Source organism: Pseudomonas sp. AM4(2022) (genome assembly GCF_036346515.1).
GTDB classification, from domain to species: domain Bacteria; phylum Pseudomonadota; class Gammaproteobacteria; order Pseudomonadales; family Pseudomonadaceae; genus Aquipseudomonas; species Aquipseudomonas paracarnis.
In genome coordinates this window covers 1-15,841 of the sequence record NZ_JAOTNW010000020.1, presented here as the reverse complement: position 1 = coordinate 15,841, position 15,841 = coordinate 1, and the positions used below count along the sequence as shown (strand labels likewise).

Annotated in this window: 17 protein-coding genes; 5 read left to right on the top strand and 12 right to left on the bottom strand. The window is 61.4% G+C overall.

The window, feature by feature from the left end:
* Nucleotides 1-14: 14 nt before the first annotated feature.
* The 4 genes from ODQ19_RS22495 to ODQ19_RS22480 all read right to left on the bottom strand — a co-directional run bounded on the left by ODQ19_RS22495 (nt 15) and on the right by ODQ19_RS22480 (nt 3,545).
* Nucleotides 15-833 (bottom strand): sugar phosphate isomerase/epimerase family protein, encoded by an 819-nt coding sequence (locus ODQ19_RS22495; RefSeq protein ID WP_330211253.1) that lies wholly within the window; start codon nt 831-833, stop codon nt 15-17.
* Nucleotides 834-835: 2 nt separating this feature from the next.
* Nucleotides 836-2,035, bottom strand: a complete 1,200-nt coding sequence (locus tag ODQ19_RS22490) for an NAD(P)/FAD-dependent oxidoreductase (protein WP_330211252.1) — start codon at nt 2,033-2,035, stop codon at nt 836-838.
* Nucleotides 2,032-2,358, bottom strand: coding sequence for a MocE family 2Fe-2S type ferredoxin (locus tag ODQ19_RS22485; RefSeq protein WP_116666299.1), 327 nt, complete (start codon nt 2,356-2,358; stop codon nt 2,032-2,034). The genes ODQ19_RS22490 and ODQ19_RS22485 overlap by 4 nt, the downstream gene beginning before the upstream one ends.
* Nucleotides 2,359-2,462: 104 nt before the next feature.
* A complete protein-coding gene (locus tag ODQ19_RS22480; RefSeq protein ID WP_330211251.1) occupies nt 2,463-3,545 on the bottom strand; it encodes a fatty acid desaturase family protein in 1,083 nt (360 codons plus the stop codon).
* A gap of 160 nt (nt 3,546-3,705) precedes the next feature.
* On the opposite strand from ODQ19_RS22480, the gene ODQ19_RS22475 reads away from it, so the two are divergent.
* Nucleotides 3,706-4,758, top strand: a complete 1,053-nt coding sequence (locus ODQ19_RS22475; RefSeq protein ID WP_330211250.1) for a LacI family DNA-binding transcriptional regulator — start codon at nt 3,706-3,708, stop codon at nt 4,756-4,758.
* Nucleotides 4,759-4,874: 116 nt separating this feature from the next.
* On the opposite strand, the gene yghU is transcribed toward ODQ19_RS22475, so the two are convergent.
* From yghU to ODQ19_RS22450, 5 genes are read right to left on the bottom strand one after another with little or no spacing between them, the layout of a single operon-like run.
* Nucleotides 4,875-5,702, bottom strand: coding sequence for a glutathione-dependent disulfide-bond oxidoreductase (gene yghU / locus ODQ19_RS22470; RefSeq protein ID WP_330211249.1), 828 nt, complete (start codon nt 5,700-5,702; stop codon nt 4,875-4,877).
* 44 nt (nt 5,703-5,746) lie between these two features.
* Nucleotides 5,747-6,847 carry an agmatine deiminase family protein gene (locus ODQ19_RS22465; RefSeq protein WP_003190575.1) on the bottom strand — a complete coding sequence of 367 codons (1,101 nt, stop codon included), beginning with the start codon at nt 6,845-6,847 and terminating at the stop codon, nt 5,747-5,749.
* A gap of 8 nt (nt 6,848-6,855) precedes the next feature.
* Nucleotides 6,856-7,938 carry an extracellular solute-binding protein gene (locus ODQ19_RS22460; RefSeq protein WP_003190573.1) on the bottom strand — a complete coding sequence of 361 codons (1,083 nt, stop codon included), beginning with the start codon at nt 7,936-7,938 and terminating at the stop codon, nt 6,856-6,858.
* A complete protein-coding gene (gene aguB, locus ODQ19_RS22455; protein WP_003190571.1) occupies nt 7,935-8,816 on the bottom strand; it encodes an N-carbamoylputrescine amidase in 882 nt (293 codons plus the stop codon). Before aguB ends, ODQ19_RS22460 begins: the two co-directional genes overlap by 4 nt.
* A gap of 4 nt (nt 8,817-8,820) precedes the next feature.
* On the bottom strand, nt 8,821-9,873 hold the full coding sequence (locus ODQ19_RS22450; protein ID WP_003190568.1) for an agmatine deiminase family protein: 1,053 nt from the start codon (nt 9,871-9,873) through the stop codon (nt 8,821-8,823).
* Between the two features lie 134 nt (nt 9,874-10,007).
* On the opposite strand from ODQ19_RS22450, the gene ODQ19_RS22445 reads away from it, so the two are divergent.
* From ODQ19_RS22445 to ODQ19_RS22435, 3 genes are read left to right on the top strand one after another with little or no spacing between them, the layout of a single operon-like run.
* Nucleotides 10,008-10,874 (top strand): LysR substrate-binding domain-containing protein, encoded by an 867-nt coding sequence (locus ODQ19_RS22445; RefSeq protein ID WP_003190567.1) that lies wholly within the window; start codon nt 10,008-10,010, stop codon nt 10,872-10,874.
* A complete protein-coding gene (gene mug / locus ODQ19_RS22440) occupies nt 10,871-11,404 on the top strand; it encodes a G/U mismatch-specific DNA glycosylase (RefSeq protein ID WP_330211248.1) in 534 nt (177 codons plus the stop codon). Before ODQ19_RS22445 ends, mug begins: the two co-directional genes overlap by 4 nt.
* 30 nt (nt 11,405-11,434) lie before the next feature.
* A complete protein-coding gene (locus tag ODQ19_RS22435) occupies nt 11,435-12,031 on the top strand; it encodes a glutathione S-transferase family protein (RefSeq protein ID WP_330211247.1) in 597 nt (198 codons plus the stop codon).
* A 132-nt stretch (nt 12,032-12,163) separates the two neighbouring features.
* Here the strand turns inward: ODQ19_RS22435 and ODQ19_RS22430 are convergent, their stop codons facing one another.
* Nucleotides 12,164-12,931 carry an SDR family NAD(P)-dependent oxidoreductase gene (locus ODQ19_RS22430; RefSeq protein WP_330211246.1) on the bottom strand — a complete coding sequence of 256 codons (768 nt, stop codon included), beginning with the start codon at nt 12,929-12,931 and terminating at the stop codon, nt 12,164-12,166.
* A gap of 138 nt (nt 12,932-13,069) precedes the next feature.
* On the opposite strand from ODQ19_RS22430, the gene ODQ19_RS22425 reads away from it, so the two are divergent.
* Complete coding sequence (locus tag ODQ19_RS22425) at nt 13,070-14,218, top strand: aldose epimerase family protein (protein ID WP_330211245.1); 1,149 nt, start codon at nt 13,070-13,072, stop codon at nt 14,216-14,218.
* Between the two features lie 122 nt (nt 14,219-14,340).
* Here the strand turns inward: ODQ19_RS22425 and araH are convergent, their stop codons facing one another.
* Both araH and ODQ19_RS22415 read right to left on the bottom strand, forming a co-directional pair.
* The gene (araH, locus tag ODQ19_RS22420) at nt 14,341-15,309 is read right to left on the bottom strand and encodes an L-arabinose ABC transporter permease AraH (protein WP_116666288.1); all 969 of its coding nucleotides are present in this window, start codon (nt 15,307-15,309) and stop codon (nt 14,341-14,343) included.
* Between the two features lie 9 nt (nt 15,310-15,318).
* A partial coding sequence (locus ODQ19_RS22415; RefSeq protein WP_330211244.1) for an ATP-binding cassette domain-containing protein occupies nt 15,319-15,841 on the bottom strand: 523 nt, incomplete at its 5' end.

Sequence of the window (15,841 nt, the reverse complement as noted above, 5' to 3'; positions counted from 1 at the left end):
CGCAGATTAGCAGATCATCGATGACAACTGGCCCACACCTGACGAATCAGGGCTTTGAGCTTGAGCGCCTCGGCCCAGCGATCGGTGAGTTCGCGCCCCTGTGCGTCGGTAATCGCATAGGGTGGCGGGCCCAACTCACAAGTGAAGGACAAGCTCTGCGGGGTGTCAGCGCGGCCCAGCCAGTGTTCGATCCCATAGCGCCACCAGCCGGTAAACCGCTCGACCCACGGTTGGTGCTGGGGAAAATCCAGGCCAACCTGTACCTGCTCGCTGCTGGCGATGCGGCCATGAAAGCCCCAACTGTGACGCAGGATGGTGCGTATCTGTTCGTCGTCCTCCACATTGCCGGGCTCGGGCAACTCGCGGCCAACCACGTAGTGGGACAGGTCAGCGAGCAGTTTCAGATCGGGCATCTGTGCCAGCAGGTCGAGGGTGAACAACAGGTCGTTGGTGAGCCGATAACGGTGGGTTTCCAGCAGGATCCGGAAGTCCACCTGTTCGGCCAGGCGTTGCCAGCCGTCGATCAATCTGGCCGCCTCGGCCTGGGTACGTGGGCGCACGTCGGCTTGCAAGGTGAGGTGGTGACAGCCGTAACGGCTGATCACCTCCAATGCCCTGGCCAGATCATCCACCGATTGCGGGAACAGTTGCCCTTCAATCTGCAGGCCCCTGGCCGTGGCCGCCGCGTGCAGGCGCTGTACCGATGCCGGCGCCCAGTAATGATCGGTGATGCCGTCAAAACCAGCGGCGACGATGCGGTCCAGTTGCGCTTCAAGGCTGCCGGGCTCGGTTTGCATGGCCCACATCGATTGGAATACTAACAACTGGCGCATGGTCAGCCTCGCAATAACAGCTTCAGGGACACCTCGGGGTCGGCCAGGCTGGCCGGGTTAAGCGGGATGTGGGCGGTGATCAAGCGCTCGCACAGCTTGACGTCCTTGGCTGCGCGATTACCCAAGGCCCAACCGCAGGCGCCTTGCAGACGGTGATGGTCGTCAAGGTAGAACAGCAGCAGGCCGCCGTCGGGCAGTTCCCGGCGAACCATCAGCGCAGTCATCACCCCGACGGTGTGCAAGCCCCACGCGTATTGATCGGACCAGAAACCCGGGATCGTCTCGAACGTCAACTCCCGCCCCAGCAGGTTCAACGCCGCGAGGCGGCCCTGGGCTTCGGCGTTGCGCCAGGTTTCCTGGCGCTGATAAAGGCCCGCCAGGCGAAACTCGCACACATCCCCCGCCGCGTAGATATCCGCCGCACTGGTGCGCAACTGCGCGTCGACACGAATGCCCTGCCCGACTTCCAAGCCCGCCGCCGCGGCCAACTCGATGTTGGGCTGCATGCCGATGCCGACCACTACCAGGTCGCAGGGCAGCCGTTGCCCGTCGACCAGTTGCACGGCGTCGGCGTGGATGCACTCGATGGCGACGTTCAAACGTACATCGACGCCATGTTCATGATGCAGCCTCAGCAGCGCGTCACTGACCACCGGCGACAACACCCGCCCTGCCAGCCGTGGTCCGGCTTCCAGTAGCGTCACCTCGCAGCCCAGGCCCCGCGCGGTCGCTGCCACCTCCAAGCCGATAAAGCCACCGCCGACCACCACCAGCCTGGCGCCTGGCTTTAATTCATTGCGCAAGGCCAACGCTTCATCATGGGTGCGCAGGTAAAATACGTTGGCCTGCTCCTGAGGCAAGCGCCGCGCCTGACCTCCGGTGGCCAGCAGCAGGCCGGCATAGGTCAACCATTGGCCGTCGGCCAGTTGCAAGCGGTGGTGCTGTGGCTCCAGACGGCTGACCGGGTTGGCGGCGATATGCTCGATCCCGAGCACCGCCAACTGCTGGCTGTCGCACAGGCTGCATTGAGCCAAGTCGGTCGAGCCTTGCAGCAAGCCCTTGGACAACGGTGGCCGCTCATAGGGCAAATGCGCTTCATCGCCGATCAGGATCAGGCGTCCGCGGTAGCCTTCTTCACGCAGGGTCAGTGCCGCACGGCCCCCGGCATGGCCGGCACCGACGATGATCAGGGGGGCGTTCATCCTTCGGCCGTGACAGCGAGCAGTACCCGCCCCGCTTCGACCCGCACCGGGTAGGTCTTGAGGTTGACGCACACCGGCGCGCCCAGGGCCTTGCCGGAGCGGTAATCAAAGCGCCCGTTGTGCTTGGGGCACTCGATCACATGGTCCATCACCAGGCCGTCGGCCAGGTGGATTTTCTCGTGGGTGCACAGGCCGGCGGTGGCGAAGAATTCATCTTCGGCAGAACGGAACACCGCGTAGGTCTGCGCGCCGTGGTCGAAGCGCAGCACGTCTTCGGCGTCTATTTCGCCCACGGCGCAGACGTCGATCCATTGATCGTTCATATATTTATCTCCAATGACTGGCTCTTACTCTGTGGCGAGCGAGCTTGCTCGCGCTGGGCTGCGAAGCGGCCCCAGATTCGTCTGAACGGTGTAGGTCTGAAGGGTTATTGGGGCTGCTGCGCAGCCCAGCGGGAGCAAGCTCCCTCGCCACGGGTGGGGCGCTGGACGAAATAGCTGGGATCGCTGCGCTGGCGCCAGATCGTCGGAATGATTTCCTGGTAGGCCTGCCACAAGTTGGCATACGGCGGCGGGCAGTCGCTGCGGATCTCTTCGTGCAGCTGACTGAGCGCGTGGTAAGGCACCATCGGGTACATGTGGTGTTCGAGGTGGTAGTTCATGTTCATGTAGATAAAGCGCAACACGCGGTTCATGTAGATGGTGCGGCAATTGCTGCGGTGGTCGAGCACATCTTCGGCCAGGCCCACGTGTTGGCTGAGACCAAACAGGTAGCCAAGCCACGCGCCATAGAGGCTGGGCAGGCCCACCAGCATCAGCGGCAACCAACTGTGCAGGTACAGCGCGGTGCCGATGATCAGGGCGTAAAGGCCGACCCAGATACGCGCATCTCGGTACACCTTGGGCCACTCGGATTCGGGGATGAAGTCCTGCTCCTGGGCGCTCATTCGCCCGAGCGCATGGCGGGCCACACCGCTGAAAGTCTTCCAGGCCAGGGGCAGGTTGAACAGGCTGAGCGCCATCATCCATAAGCTTGGCGGGCGCGGTTCGACGATCTCCGGGTCGCGGCCGACGACGATGGTGTCGGTGTGATGACGGGCATGGCTCCAGCGCCACACGTGGGGTTCGAAGAGGCACATAAAGCTCGCCACCTGATACAGCGCATCGTTCATCCAGCGGGTCTTGAACGCCGTGCCGTGGCCGGTTTCGTGCCAGCGCGGGTTGGAGGCCGTGCCGTAGAGCACACCGTAGGCGATAAAGAATGGTACGCAGGCCCAACTGCCCCAGAACCAGTAGCCGCCGACACCGGTGGCCAACAACGTCGAGAACCACAGGGCGGTGTCGCGCAAGGCCGGGCCGTCACGGCGCTGCATCAGTTCTTTCATGCGTTTGCGCGAGATGGGCGACTGGTACCAGCGGGCCGAGACCAGGCCCTTTTCGACGGCGCGGGCCGCTTCGGGGCCAGTGAGGCTGTAGTCGCGCCGGGCGCGGTAAGCGGTGTGTTCAGGCATTGTTATTGTTCTCCGCAGCGTGGGTTTCAGGTGCTTTGCGAAACCAACGATAGAGTGCGGCTAAATCACCCTCAAGGCCTTGAATCCATTCCCTATCAAGCTATCATCCAGGCCCAGCGGGGCTTGATAGTTTTCTATCAAGACGCTCAAGGGGCCTGCCATGCACAACAACAAACGCCCAACCATCGCCACCGTCGCCGCCCATGCGGGGCTCAGCGTAGCCACCGTCGACCGCGTGTTGAACGCCCGCGCGCCGGTCAATCCCGGCACGGCCGAACAGGTGTTCCAGGCTGCCGAAGCGGTGGGCTATTTCGCCGCACGGCTGATCGGCCAGCGCATTCGCGAACGTCGGCCCACCTACCGTTTCGGCGTGCTGTTGCTGGGGACCGCCCAAGCGTTCTATGCGCAGTTGGCCCACGCCATCAGCGAGGCAGCGCAGCATCACGCCACCGCCAACCTGAGCTGCCAGTTCGACTACATCAACGACCGCACGCCCGGCGCCATCGTCGCGCAAATCGAACAACTGGCCGTGCAGTGCGACGCCCTCGCGGTGGTCAGCTTCGCCCATCCGTTGATCAACGCCTGCCTGGCGCAGATCCGCACAGCTGGCGTGCCGGTGGTTGCCCTGCTCTCGGACATCCATGAACACGCTGCCGAACCCTATGTAGGCCAGGACAACCACGTGGTCGGGCGCACCATGGGCTGGCTGCTGGCGCGCACCTGCGGCGCACGCAAAGGCAGCGTGGGCATCCTGTTGGGTGGCCATCGTTTTCTCGGCCATCAGGCACGGGTCGAAGGCTTGCACAGCTACCTGGCCGAACACGCGCCGGGGCTCAAGCCGTTGGAGCCGCTGATCAACCTGGACAACTGCGACATCACCGAAGAAGCCACCCTCGACCTGCTCAGCCGCCATACCGATTTGCGTGGGTTATGCGTGGTGGGCGGTGGTGGCGACGGCGTGATCAACGCCCTGGCGCAACTGCCCAAGCGCCCGACGCTGTGCTGCATCCTGCAAGAGTCCACGCCGTTGTCGCGTCAGGCATTGAGCAATGGGTTGATTGATGTGGTGATGGACTCGCAGCCACGGCAGACGGCGGTAGCACTGGTGCAATTACTGGTGGCGCTGCAAAGCGCCGAAGCATTCGACCCGACGCGCCATAGGGTGCATATACCGCCGCAGATCGTGACCCCGGAAAACATGTCACCTGATTAATGACGAAGTGTGGGAGCGGGCTTGCTCGCGAAGGCGGTGGGTCAGTAGAGAATTGGTTAACTGACACACTGCATTCGCGAGCAAGCCCGCTCGCACATTCTTTACCGTGCCGGGACTTAATCCAAATCGCTGGAGCTATGCCGCTCGGGCAACTGATCATCGCCCGACACCCGGTTCACCCGCCGTCCACGCTGCACCGCCGGCCGTGCGTCAATCGCATCCGCCCAGCGCTGCACATGTTTGTATTCATGCACCGACAAAAACTCCGCCGCGCCATACAAACGGCCTTTGACCAACCCACCGTACCAAGGCCATATCGCGATATCGGCAATGGTGTATTCATCCCCGGCGATGTATTGGCTGACCGCCAGGCGCTTATCCAGCACATCCAGTTGGCGCTTGGTCTCCATGGCAAAGCGGTTGATCGGGTATTCCATCTTGCTTGGCGCATAGGCATAGAAATGCCCAAAGCCGCCCCCCAGGTAAGGCGCGCTGCCCATCTGCCAGAACAGCCACGACAGGCATTCAGCCCGGGCGGCGGGCTCCGTTGGCAGGAACGCACCGAACTTCTCGGCCAGGTACTGCAAAATCGCGCCTGATTCGAACACGCGAATCGGCGTGGCGCCGCTGTGGTCCATCAGTGCAGGAATCTTCGAGTTCGGATTCACCGCCACAAAGCCACTGCCGAACTGGTCGCCGTCGCCGATCTTGATCAGCCAGGCATCGTATTCGGCGCCGCTGTGCCCCAGGGCCAGCAGCTCTTCCAGCAGGATCGTGACCTTCTGCCCATTGGGCGTGGCCAGGGAGTATAACTGCAGCGGGTGCTTGCCCACCGGCAGCGGCTTTTCGTGGGTGGCGCCGGCGATGGGTCGGTTGATGCTGGCGAAGGTGCCGCCGCTTTCGGCGTCCCAGGTCCAGACTTTGGCAGGTACGTACTCGGTCATAATCAATGCTCCAGAGGCGCTTGTGATCAACGAAGCGTTCCAGACTAAACCAAAGGTTGATGACTCGTCACACAGTGAATGCCACCGCCACCCGCTGCGATAGCGTCAATATTGATCTGCACCACCTTGCGGCTCGGATACAGCCGCGACAGCAGCTCCAGCGCCTTGCGGTCCGCCAGTGGGTCGCCGAACTCAGGCGCGATTACCGCATCGTTGATCACGAAGTAATTGATATAGCCCGCGGCGAAATCCGGGTTGCCTTGGCTGAACTTGCTTTTACGCGGCTTGAGCGGCGGCGATACGGTATGCACCTGCAACGGGCGACCATCGGCGTCGGTGGCGTTCTTGAGCATTTCCAGGTGTGCCAGGGTGACCTTGTGGTCATAGGACTGCGGGTCGGTGTCGAGATTGGCCAGCACCACGCCGGGAGACACAAAGCGTGCGTAGAAATCCACGTGGGCGTCGGTGATGTCCTTGCCCTTGATACCCGGCAGCCAAATGATTTTACGCAAGCCCAGGCGCTCCTTGAGTTCGGCCTCCACCTCAGCCTGGCTCCAGTCGGGGTTGCGATTGCGATTGATCCAACTGCTTTGCGTCATGATGCCGGTGCCCAGGCCATCCACTTCAATGCCACCGCCCTCGCCCACCAGTTCGCTGCGCCAGTAGCGGGCCCCAGTGTGTTCGGCAATCTGGGCAGCCAGTTGCGCATCCTCGGCGTGCTGCTGTTTGTTGCCCCACCCGTTGAAGTTGAAATCCACCGCCCCCAGCGCTCCGGTGCCATCAATCACGAAATTGGCGCCGGTGTCGCGTATCCAGATGTCGTCCAGCTCGGTCTCGACAAAGGTGATGTTGCGCGTGCCGCAATGTTTTTCCGCCAGCACCCGCTCGTCTCCACGGCAAAACACGGTCACCGGCTCATACTCGGCAATCGCCCGGGCGATACGGCCCAGCGCTGCTTGAACATCGGCGGTAAAGTCCTCCCAGATGGCCTCCTGGGCACCAAAGGCGATAAACGCCTGGCGGTGTTTTTCACCCTCGTCGGGCATATAGAAGCGGCCACTGACAGCGGCACGTACGTAAGGAGCAATCAGGCTCATCGCTGCGACCACGCTGGTGTGTTTGAGGAAGGTTCGACGGGTTGGCATGGGGGTCTCTACTGAAGAGGGGCGGTCTTGAATTTAGTCCATACGCGCATACGTGCACGCATATCGGCCTGGGGGATATCTTTGCCAGCGATCAACCGTTCAAAGGTGGCGGCATCTGGGTAAATATCCGGGTTGTCGCGCAGACTGGCCTCCACCTGCGGTCGCGCCTTGGCATTGGCGGTGGGATAGCCGGTCAGGTTGGTGATAGCGGCCATGTTCTGCGGGCGCATCACAAAGTTGATAAAAGCGTAGGCGTATTCCGGGTGCCGGGCATCGACGGGAATCGCCATGGTGTCCATCCAGACTGTCGTGCCCTCGCGGGGGATGTGATAGCCGAAGGTCACCGCCTTGCCGGCCGCATCGGCGGCACGCTGGGCCTGGGTCATGTCGCCACTGTAGCCCAGGGACAGGCACAGGTTGCCGTTGACCAGATCGGTCACCGGTTGCGACTGGAACTTGCGAATAAAGGGGCGCAGCTTGAGCAACAGTGCACTGGCCGCAGCCAGATCTTCGGGCTTGGCACTGCGCGGGTCGCGGCCCAGGTAGTTAAGCACCACCGCGAGCACTTCATCCGGCGAGTCAATCAGGGAGATGCCGCAATCGGCGAATTGGGCGGCAAACTCGGGCTTGAACAGTAGATCGAGGCTGTTGACCGGCGCGTTCGGCAGGCGCTGGAGGATCTGCTCGGTGTTGTAGGTCAGGCCGATGGTGCCCCAGGTATAGGGCACCGTGGCCTTGTTTGAATTGACGTAGTGCGCACGCAACGCCTGCAGGCCCGGTTCAATGTCCCCCAGGGCCGTGAGCCTGGCAGGGTCCAGGGCCTGCAGGCTGCCGGCACGCATCAGGCGCTCGGCCACTGTGTCGCCTGGGAAGATCAAGTCATAGCCACTGCCTCCGGCCATCAGCTTGGCTTCCAGGGTTTCACTGCTGTCCATCACATCGTAGATCACCTGGATACCGGTTTCGGCGGTGAACCTGGACAAGGTGTCAGGGGCAAAATAATCGGCCCAGTTATACAGCTTCAAGGTCTTGTCATCAGCCACGGCACAGGCGCTGGTGAGGATGAGGGCACAGCTCAACAGGCGTTTCATGATAGGCGCCCATCCAGGGTCAGCAGCGCACCGTACAAGTCCGGGCGACGGTCACGGTATATGCCCCAGGTCAGGCGCTCTTCGCCCATGGTGGCCAGGTCCAGGCTGTGCACGAGTACGCCCGTGCTGTCGCGGTCGGCTTCGGCCAACAGCTTGCCTTTGTGATCGCAGATAAACGATGAACCATAAAAATCCATTTGCAGGCTCGCATTACTGTTCGCCACTTCGCGCCCGACGCGGTTGGCCGCCACCACCGGCAGCAGGTTGGCCGCCGCGTGCCCGCGCATGGTCATCTGCCAATGGTCGCGGGAATCGAGGCTGGCACAGCCGGGTTCCGAACCGATGGCGGTGGGAAACAGCAGTACCTCGGCGCCCTGTAATGCCAGGCAGCGCGCGGTTTCCGGAAACCACTGGTCCCAGCAGATACCGATGCCCAGGCGCCCGAAGGCGCTGTCCCACACGCGAAAACCGGTGTCACCGGGGCTAAAATATTCCTTCTCCTGGTAGCCGATGGCGTTGGGAATATGGCTCTTGCGGTACACCCCAAGCAATCGCCCGTCAGCGTCCGCCACACTCAGGGAGTTAAAGAACGCATTGCCGGCTTTTTCGAACCAGCTCAGTGGCAGCACGACGCCTAACTCCTTGGCCAATGCAGCAAAGCGTTTGAGCACTTGGCTGTGCTGATACTCCTCGGCCAAGGCCAGGTGCTGATGCCGTTGTTCGATGCAGAAATACGGCGTAGCGAATAGCTCCTGCAACAGGATTACCTGGGCGCCCTTGGCGGCTGCGTCGCGCACCAGTTGCTCGGCGCGGTCGAGGTTACTCGGTAAATCCCAGGTGCAAGGCATCTGGGTAGTGGCAATCGTCAATAGACGCATGGCATTACCCCTTCAATGGCCAGGCAGGCTGTTGTTGGGTGATGCAATGCACACCGCCGCCGCCATGGGCCAGGTGGTTGATGCGCACCGGTACGATCTCGCGGTCCGGAAAAGCCTGGCCCAGGACATTGGCCGCGACCTGATCCGCGGCGATTCCATAGGCAGGCATGATGATTGCGCCATTGGCGATATAGAAGTTGGTGTAGGAGGCGCAGAACACCTCGGCGTCAGTGTTCACGGCCTCGGTAGCCTCATACAGCTCGATCAGCTCAAAACGACGGCCCTGAGCGTCGGTGGCCAATTCCAGGACGCGACGATTTTCCCGCGCAACTTGGGCATAGACCGAGCTGTGGTCGTGGGTCGCGTCCACCAGCAACACGCCGGGGCGGGCGAACGCGCAGATGCCGTCGACATGCCCATCCGTCATGTCGCCGGTAACGTAGTTCGGGTCGCCGGGCAACCAGATCGTCTTCTTGATACCCAGCCAGCGCGCGAACACCTCCTCGATGTCAGCCTTGGTCACGCCAGGGTTGCGGTTGGGATTGAGCAGCACCGATTCGGTGGTGATCAAGGTGCCCTCGCCGTCCACATGGAGGGCACCGCCCTCATTGCTCAACGGCATGCCGAAGCAGACAAGCCCGAGGTGATTGAGCACTCGACGGGCCAGGCTTTCATCCCATTCATGGGCCGACTTTGCGCCCCAGGCATTGAAGCGCCAGCTCACACCGGCCAGCCCCTGTTGCGGGTGACAGATAAAGGACGGGCCGGAGTCGCGGCACCAGCTGTCGTTGACCGCCTGGGGAATCAGTTCAATCCGCGGGCCGCACAAGGCGATGGCACTGGCAACCGCCGAAGGGTCGACAACCATCTTCACCGGCTCAAAGCGTGCAATGGCAGTGGCTACCCGCGCGAAGTCCTGCTGCACCTGCGCCAACGTCACGCCCCAAGTGTTCTCCCACAACGCCTGGTTATGAGGCCAGACCATCCAGGTCGCCGCATGCCGGCACCATTCCGCGGGCATCCGCCACCCCAGGTTTTCAACTTCATCCATCTGCATGACAAGTACCTTTGAGTTAAGTCATTGTGTTCAGTGAAAGCTACCCACGGGCTAATGACAGGCATGCTACGGTGAAGAAATAGCGCAAACAAACGATGAATTTTGCGCAAAACTGATTAGAGGAACTTATCAGCATGCTCAACCACTGGCCGCCCCTCGGCACCCTTCGCGGCTTTGAAGCCGCCGCTCGGCTGGGCAGTTTTCACAAAGCCGCCGAAGAGCTGCACTTGACCCAATCGGCAATCAGCCAGCAGATTCGCAGCCTGGAGGCGTACCTTGAACAGCCGCTGTTTTTTCGCAGCGGGCGCAGCGTCAGCTTGACCGACGCCGGCCAGGATTTCCTCAGCACCACCCAGGCCTTACTGCAACAACTGGCCGTCGGCGTGCGGCGCCTTGGGCAATACCGCAAACCCAATCAATTGGTGCTCAACACCACGCCGACCTTCGCCCGGCATTGGCTGTTGCCCCGCCTGGCCGACTTTCGCCGCCAACACCCGCAGGTCGATCTATGGATTTTCAGCACCGACGAAGTGCCAGACATGGCCAGCCAGACCATCGATTTGGCGGTGCGCGACGACATCAGCTCCCAGGCCGAATGCAGCTTCAAGGTGCTGCATATCGACCGGCTGTTTCCGGCATGCCACCCGCAGGTGCTGGAGGTGCCTCTTGAGCAACGCACCACCTTGCACGGTGAGCGGGAAATGGACTGGAGCCACTGGGCGGTGGAAGCCGGGATTGATGTGGGCCAACAGGACCAGGGCCTGAATTTTTCCGACCCCGGTTTATTGCTGGATGCGGTGTGCACCGGGTTGGGGATTGGCCTGGTAAGCCAGTTGCTCAGCCGCCAGGGGCAAGCCAAAGGTTTGCTTACGCCGTTGGTAGACGCCACCATTCGCGGCCCCAGCTGGGCGCTACTGACCCATCGCGACAGCGAGAACGACCCCCTGGCGCGGTGTTTTATCGAGTGGCTATCGAGCCATTTGCAGGGAGATGCGGCATGAACGACCGACTCGACGACCTCCTCGCCGACCACTTGCATGTCCTGTTCTGCGGCATCAACCCTGGCAAGGGCTCGGCAGCCCTCGGCCTGCATTTTGCCAATCACAGCAACCGCTTCTGGCGCACCGTGCATTTGGCCGGTTTCACGCCCCATGAAATCCGCCCGCAAGACGGTGCCACCTTGCTGCACTACGGTTGCGGATTGACCACCTTGGTGGCACGTCCAACGGCCAGTGCAGGCGAGTTGGCGCGGCATGAGTTCCAGGACGCGGCGGCGGCGTTCGAACACAAGATCCGCCGCCATGCCCCGCGCTTCGTCGCGTTCCTCGGCAAGCCCGGCTATAGCGCGCTGAGCGGCCAGCGCGAGGTCGCCTGGGGTTTGCAAGCGCAGCCACTGGGCGGGGCCTCGGTCTGGGTGCTGCCCAACCCCAGCGGGCGCAACCTGGCGTTCAGCCTCGATCAATTGGTGCAGGCATATCGGCTGCTACACAACGCCGTTGCGCAAGCGCAGCCCGTGCCCTTAATCTCTTGAGCCCAACACCCTGTAAGCAATGGAGGCTGCATGAAACTGGTCGGAATGCTGGACTCGCCCTACGTACGCCGCGTGGCTGTTTCCCTGGAGTTATACGGGGTGGGCTTTGTGCATGAACCGCTGTCGGTATTCAGCACTTACGCTGAATTTGCCCAGATCAACCCGGTAGTCAAGGCCCCGACCCTGGTGCTGGACGATGGGACGATGCTGATGGACTCGAGCCTGATCCTCGATTACCTGGAAGCGCTGGCGCCGGCTGACAAGAAGCTGCTGCCCCAACAACCGGCGGCACGCGCCCGCGACCTGCAACTGCTTGGGCTCGCGCTGGCGGCCTGTGAAAAAAGCGTGCAGATCGTCTATGAACACAACCTGCGCCCCGCCGAAAAGCTGCATGCGCCATGGCTTGAGCGCGTTACCGGGCAATTGCTGGCGGCCTATACGTTGCTGGACAAGCAACTGGCGGGCAACGAGGCGCTGACCCAGGCGTCGATTACCGCAGCAGTCGCCTGGTCGTTCAGCCAGTTCACCGTGGCCTCGGTGGTGAAGGCCGATGCGTTCCCCAACCTCAAGCGCCATGCTGAACGCCTGGAGCAGCACCCAGCGTTCAAGCGTTACCCCATCGAATGAACTTGCCCTAATTTGTAGGAGCGAGCTTGCTCGCGAAAAATTCACAGGCGCCGCGGTTATTCAGGCTGCACGCGTTATCGTTGACGTTTTTCGCGAGCAAGCTCGCTCCTACATAGAGCCCTTTTCGCGTCGCTACACCCAACCGCCGTCAACGATAAAGTTCTGAGCCGAGCACATCGCCGAAGCATCCGAGGCCAAAAACAGCGCCATGTTGGCGATGTGTTCCGGCATCACGCTGCCGGGCAGGCACTGGCTGCGGGCGATGAGTTCCTTGGCGGCGTCGTCGACCCACATGGCCAGTTGTTTTTCGGTCATCACCCAACCCGGCACCAAGGTGTTGACGCGGATATGGTTGGGCCCCAGTTCCCGCGCCAGGGCTCGGGTCATGCCGTGGGCGGCGGCCTTGCTGGCGGCGTATACGGGGTAGCCGGCCGAGGCCATCATCCAGCCCACCGAACCCAGGTTGATGATCGAGCCGCCACCGGCCTCTTTCATCATGGGCACCACCGCCTTGGCGGCAAAGAAGGCGTGCTTGAGGTTGACCGCAATGAGCTGGTCGAACAGGTGCGAGTCGATTTCTTCCAGGCTGTGGCGCACATCGTTCGCTGCATTGTTGACCAGTACCGTGATCGGCCCCAGGGAATGCTCGAAGCGCCCGATCGCCGCACGGTAGCCGATCTCATCGGTGATATCGCAGCACTCGAACTCGACACTGTGCCCTTTGGAGTTGAGCAGCGCCGCCAAGCGCTCACCCTGGCTCTGTGCACGGTCCACAAACGCCACCTTGGCACCCTGCGCGGCGAAGGCCCGCACCATGAACTCACCAATCCCCGAAGCCCCGCCGGAAACCAGCACGGTTTTGCCCTTGAGGTCGGGATAAATCGCTTGCTGGGTAGTCATCACAATCAGTGCTCCGCTTAATTAGTCTTATTTTATTTTGCAAGAACGACGTTAAAGGCTATAAATCTGCTGTCATATCGACAAAATATCTCACATTAGTAGAACTATTCCAGCAAAACAACAAAAGGAAGTTCGACCATGAAGCACCCTCGATACCTGCTGTCCGGCCTTGCGCTGTCCATGCTGATCGCCAGCGGCGGCGCGCATGCCGCCGGCCTTAGCAGCGAACACAAACCCTTCGGTAAAACCAATGACGGCACCGCCGTCGAACAGTACGTGTTGCGCAACAGCCATGGCATGCAAGCCACGGTGATCACCTACGGTGGTGTGCTGCAGTCGCTAAAAGTGCCAGACAAACACGGCAAGCTCGACGACGTGGTACTGGGCTTCGATGACGTGCAAGGCTATCAAGGCGGTACCGCGTTTTTCGGTGCCACCATCGGCCGCTTCGGCAATCGCCTGGCCGGCGGCGCCTTCGAACTCGACGGCAAACGCTACCAGGTGCCGCTCAACGACGGCCCCAACTCATTGCATGGCGGCGCCCAGGGCTTCGACAAGCAGGTGTGGCAAGCCAAATCGGTCAAGGACAAAGACTCGGTGGGCGTCACCCTCACCTACCTGTCCAAAGATGGGGAAATGGGCTTTCCGGGCAACTTGAAGACCGAGGTCACCTACCGCCTCAACGACAACAACGAACTGCACATCGACTACACCGCCACCACCGACAAACCGACGGTGCTCAACCTCACCAACCACAGCTACTTCAACCTGGCCGGCGCGGGCAACGGCGACATTCTCAAGCAGGTCGCCACGTTGCACGCCAGCCACTACACACCGGTGAACGCCACCTTGATTCCCACTGGTGAATTGGCGCCGGTCAAGGGCACGCCGATGGACTTCCTGAAGCCCACACCCATCGGCCAGCACATCAAGGCAGACCATCCGCAGCTCAAATTCGCCGAGCCCAAGCAAGGTGGCTTCGACTTCAACTGGGCGCTGGATACCAAAGGGGACGTCAAGCAACTGGCCGCCGAGGTGCATGATCCTGAGTCAGGCCGACGCTTGCAGCTCTACACCACAGAGCCCGGCGTACAGTTTTATACCAGCAACTTCCTGGACGGTTCGGTGAAGGGCAAAGGCGGCAAGACCTATCAGCATTGGAGTGGATTTACCTTGGAGACCCAGCACTTTCCCGATGCGCCTAACCAGCCGAGCTTTGCCTCGACCCGCTTGAATCCTGGGCAGACTTACACGCAGAGCACCCTCTTCAAATTCACCGCCGATTAAAACTGTAGGAGCGAGCTTGCTCGCGAAAAACTCATAGGCACCGCGGTTGTTCAGGAAGCACGCGTTATCGTTGACGTTTTTCGCGAGCAAGCTCGCTCCTACATTGATCTGATGGCCTGGGTTCAGCGTTGTTTCATGCGGTCGATGACCACGGCCAACAGCAGGATCGAACCGCGGATCACATACTGGTAAAAGGTATCGATGTTCTTCAGGTTCATCGCATTCTCGATGATCGCCAGAATCAATACCCCGGCAATCACATGGCGGATCATGCCGATGCCGCCGCTCAGCGACACCCCGCCCAGCACACAGGCCGAGATCACCGTCAGCTCGAAGCCCTGGCCAATCATCGGCTGGCCCGAGGTCATGCGTGACGCGAGGATCACCCCGGCCAAGGCGCCGATCAGGCCATGGATGGCGAAGATCAGGATCTTGGTGCGATCTACGTTCACGCCCGCCAGCAGCGCCGCCTCGGGGTTACCGCCGATGGCCATGGTGTTGCGCCCATAGGTGGTGTAGTTGAGCAGCCAGCCGAAGAACAGGAAGCAGACAATGGTGATCAGGATCGGCACCGGCACACCAAACAATTGGCCGTTGCCGAACACGAAGAATTGCTCCTGGGACACGCCTACCGCCTTGCCGTCGGCAAAGATATAAGCCAGGCCGCGCACGATCTGCATGGTCGCCAGGGTGGTGATCAAGGCGTTGACCCGCAACTTGGCAATCACGATGCCATTGATCAACCCCACCATCAGGCCCATCAGCAGCGCTGCGCCAATGCCCAGCATCACACTGTCGGTATCGCGCATCACAATCGCCGCAACCACGCCGGCGCAGGCGATCACCGAGCCTACCGACAAGTCGAAGTGCCCCGAGGCCAGGCAGAACAGCATGGTGCACGCGGCGATGCCCACAGTGGAAATAGCCAGGCCCAGGCCGCGCATGTTGAGCGGTGAGAGGAAGTTATCGATCAGCAAGGCACACAGCACAAAGATGCCCACGGCTGCCATCAACATCGCCCAGTTGTCGAGCAATGCGCGCATGTCCATAGGTTTGCGTGACGAGGGCAACGCGTTGTTTTGAATAGTCATGGTCGTCTCTCAGTTCGCCAGGCCGCGTGGCAAGGCCAGTTGCAGCAGGTTGGATTCAGTCGCGTGCTCGCGCAGTTGTTCGCCGCGCAGGGCGCCTTCGCACAGCACCAGGATGCGGTCGCAGATGCCCATCACTTCCATCAGGTCGCTGGACACCACGATTACCGCAATGCCACTGGCCGCCAGGTTATGGATGATCTGGTAGATCTCCGACTTGGCGCCGATGTCGATACCGCGGGTGGGTTCATCCAGCAGCAGGACCTTCATCGGCATCGACAACCAGCGGCCAAGAATGGCTTTCTGCTGATTACCGCCGGACAGGTACAGGATTTTCTGCTCGGCATTCGGCGTCTTGACCTTCATGGCCTGGATCTGCCGCTCGGCGTTGCCCTTCTCCCAGCCGTCGCGCAGCAGCCAGCCGAACGAGGCATGGGCGCTGCGGGCGCTGATGTTGATATTTTCCGCCACGCTGGACAGCGGGATGATGCCTTCCTTCTTGCGGTCCTCCGGGCACAGCAGCACGCCAGCGGCA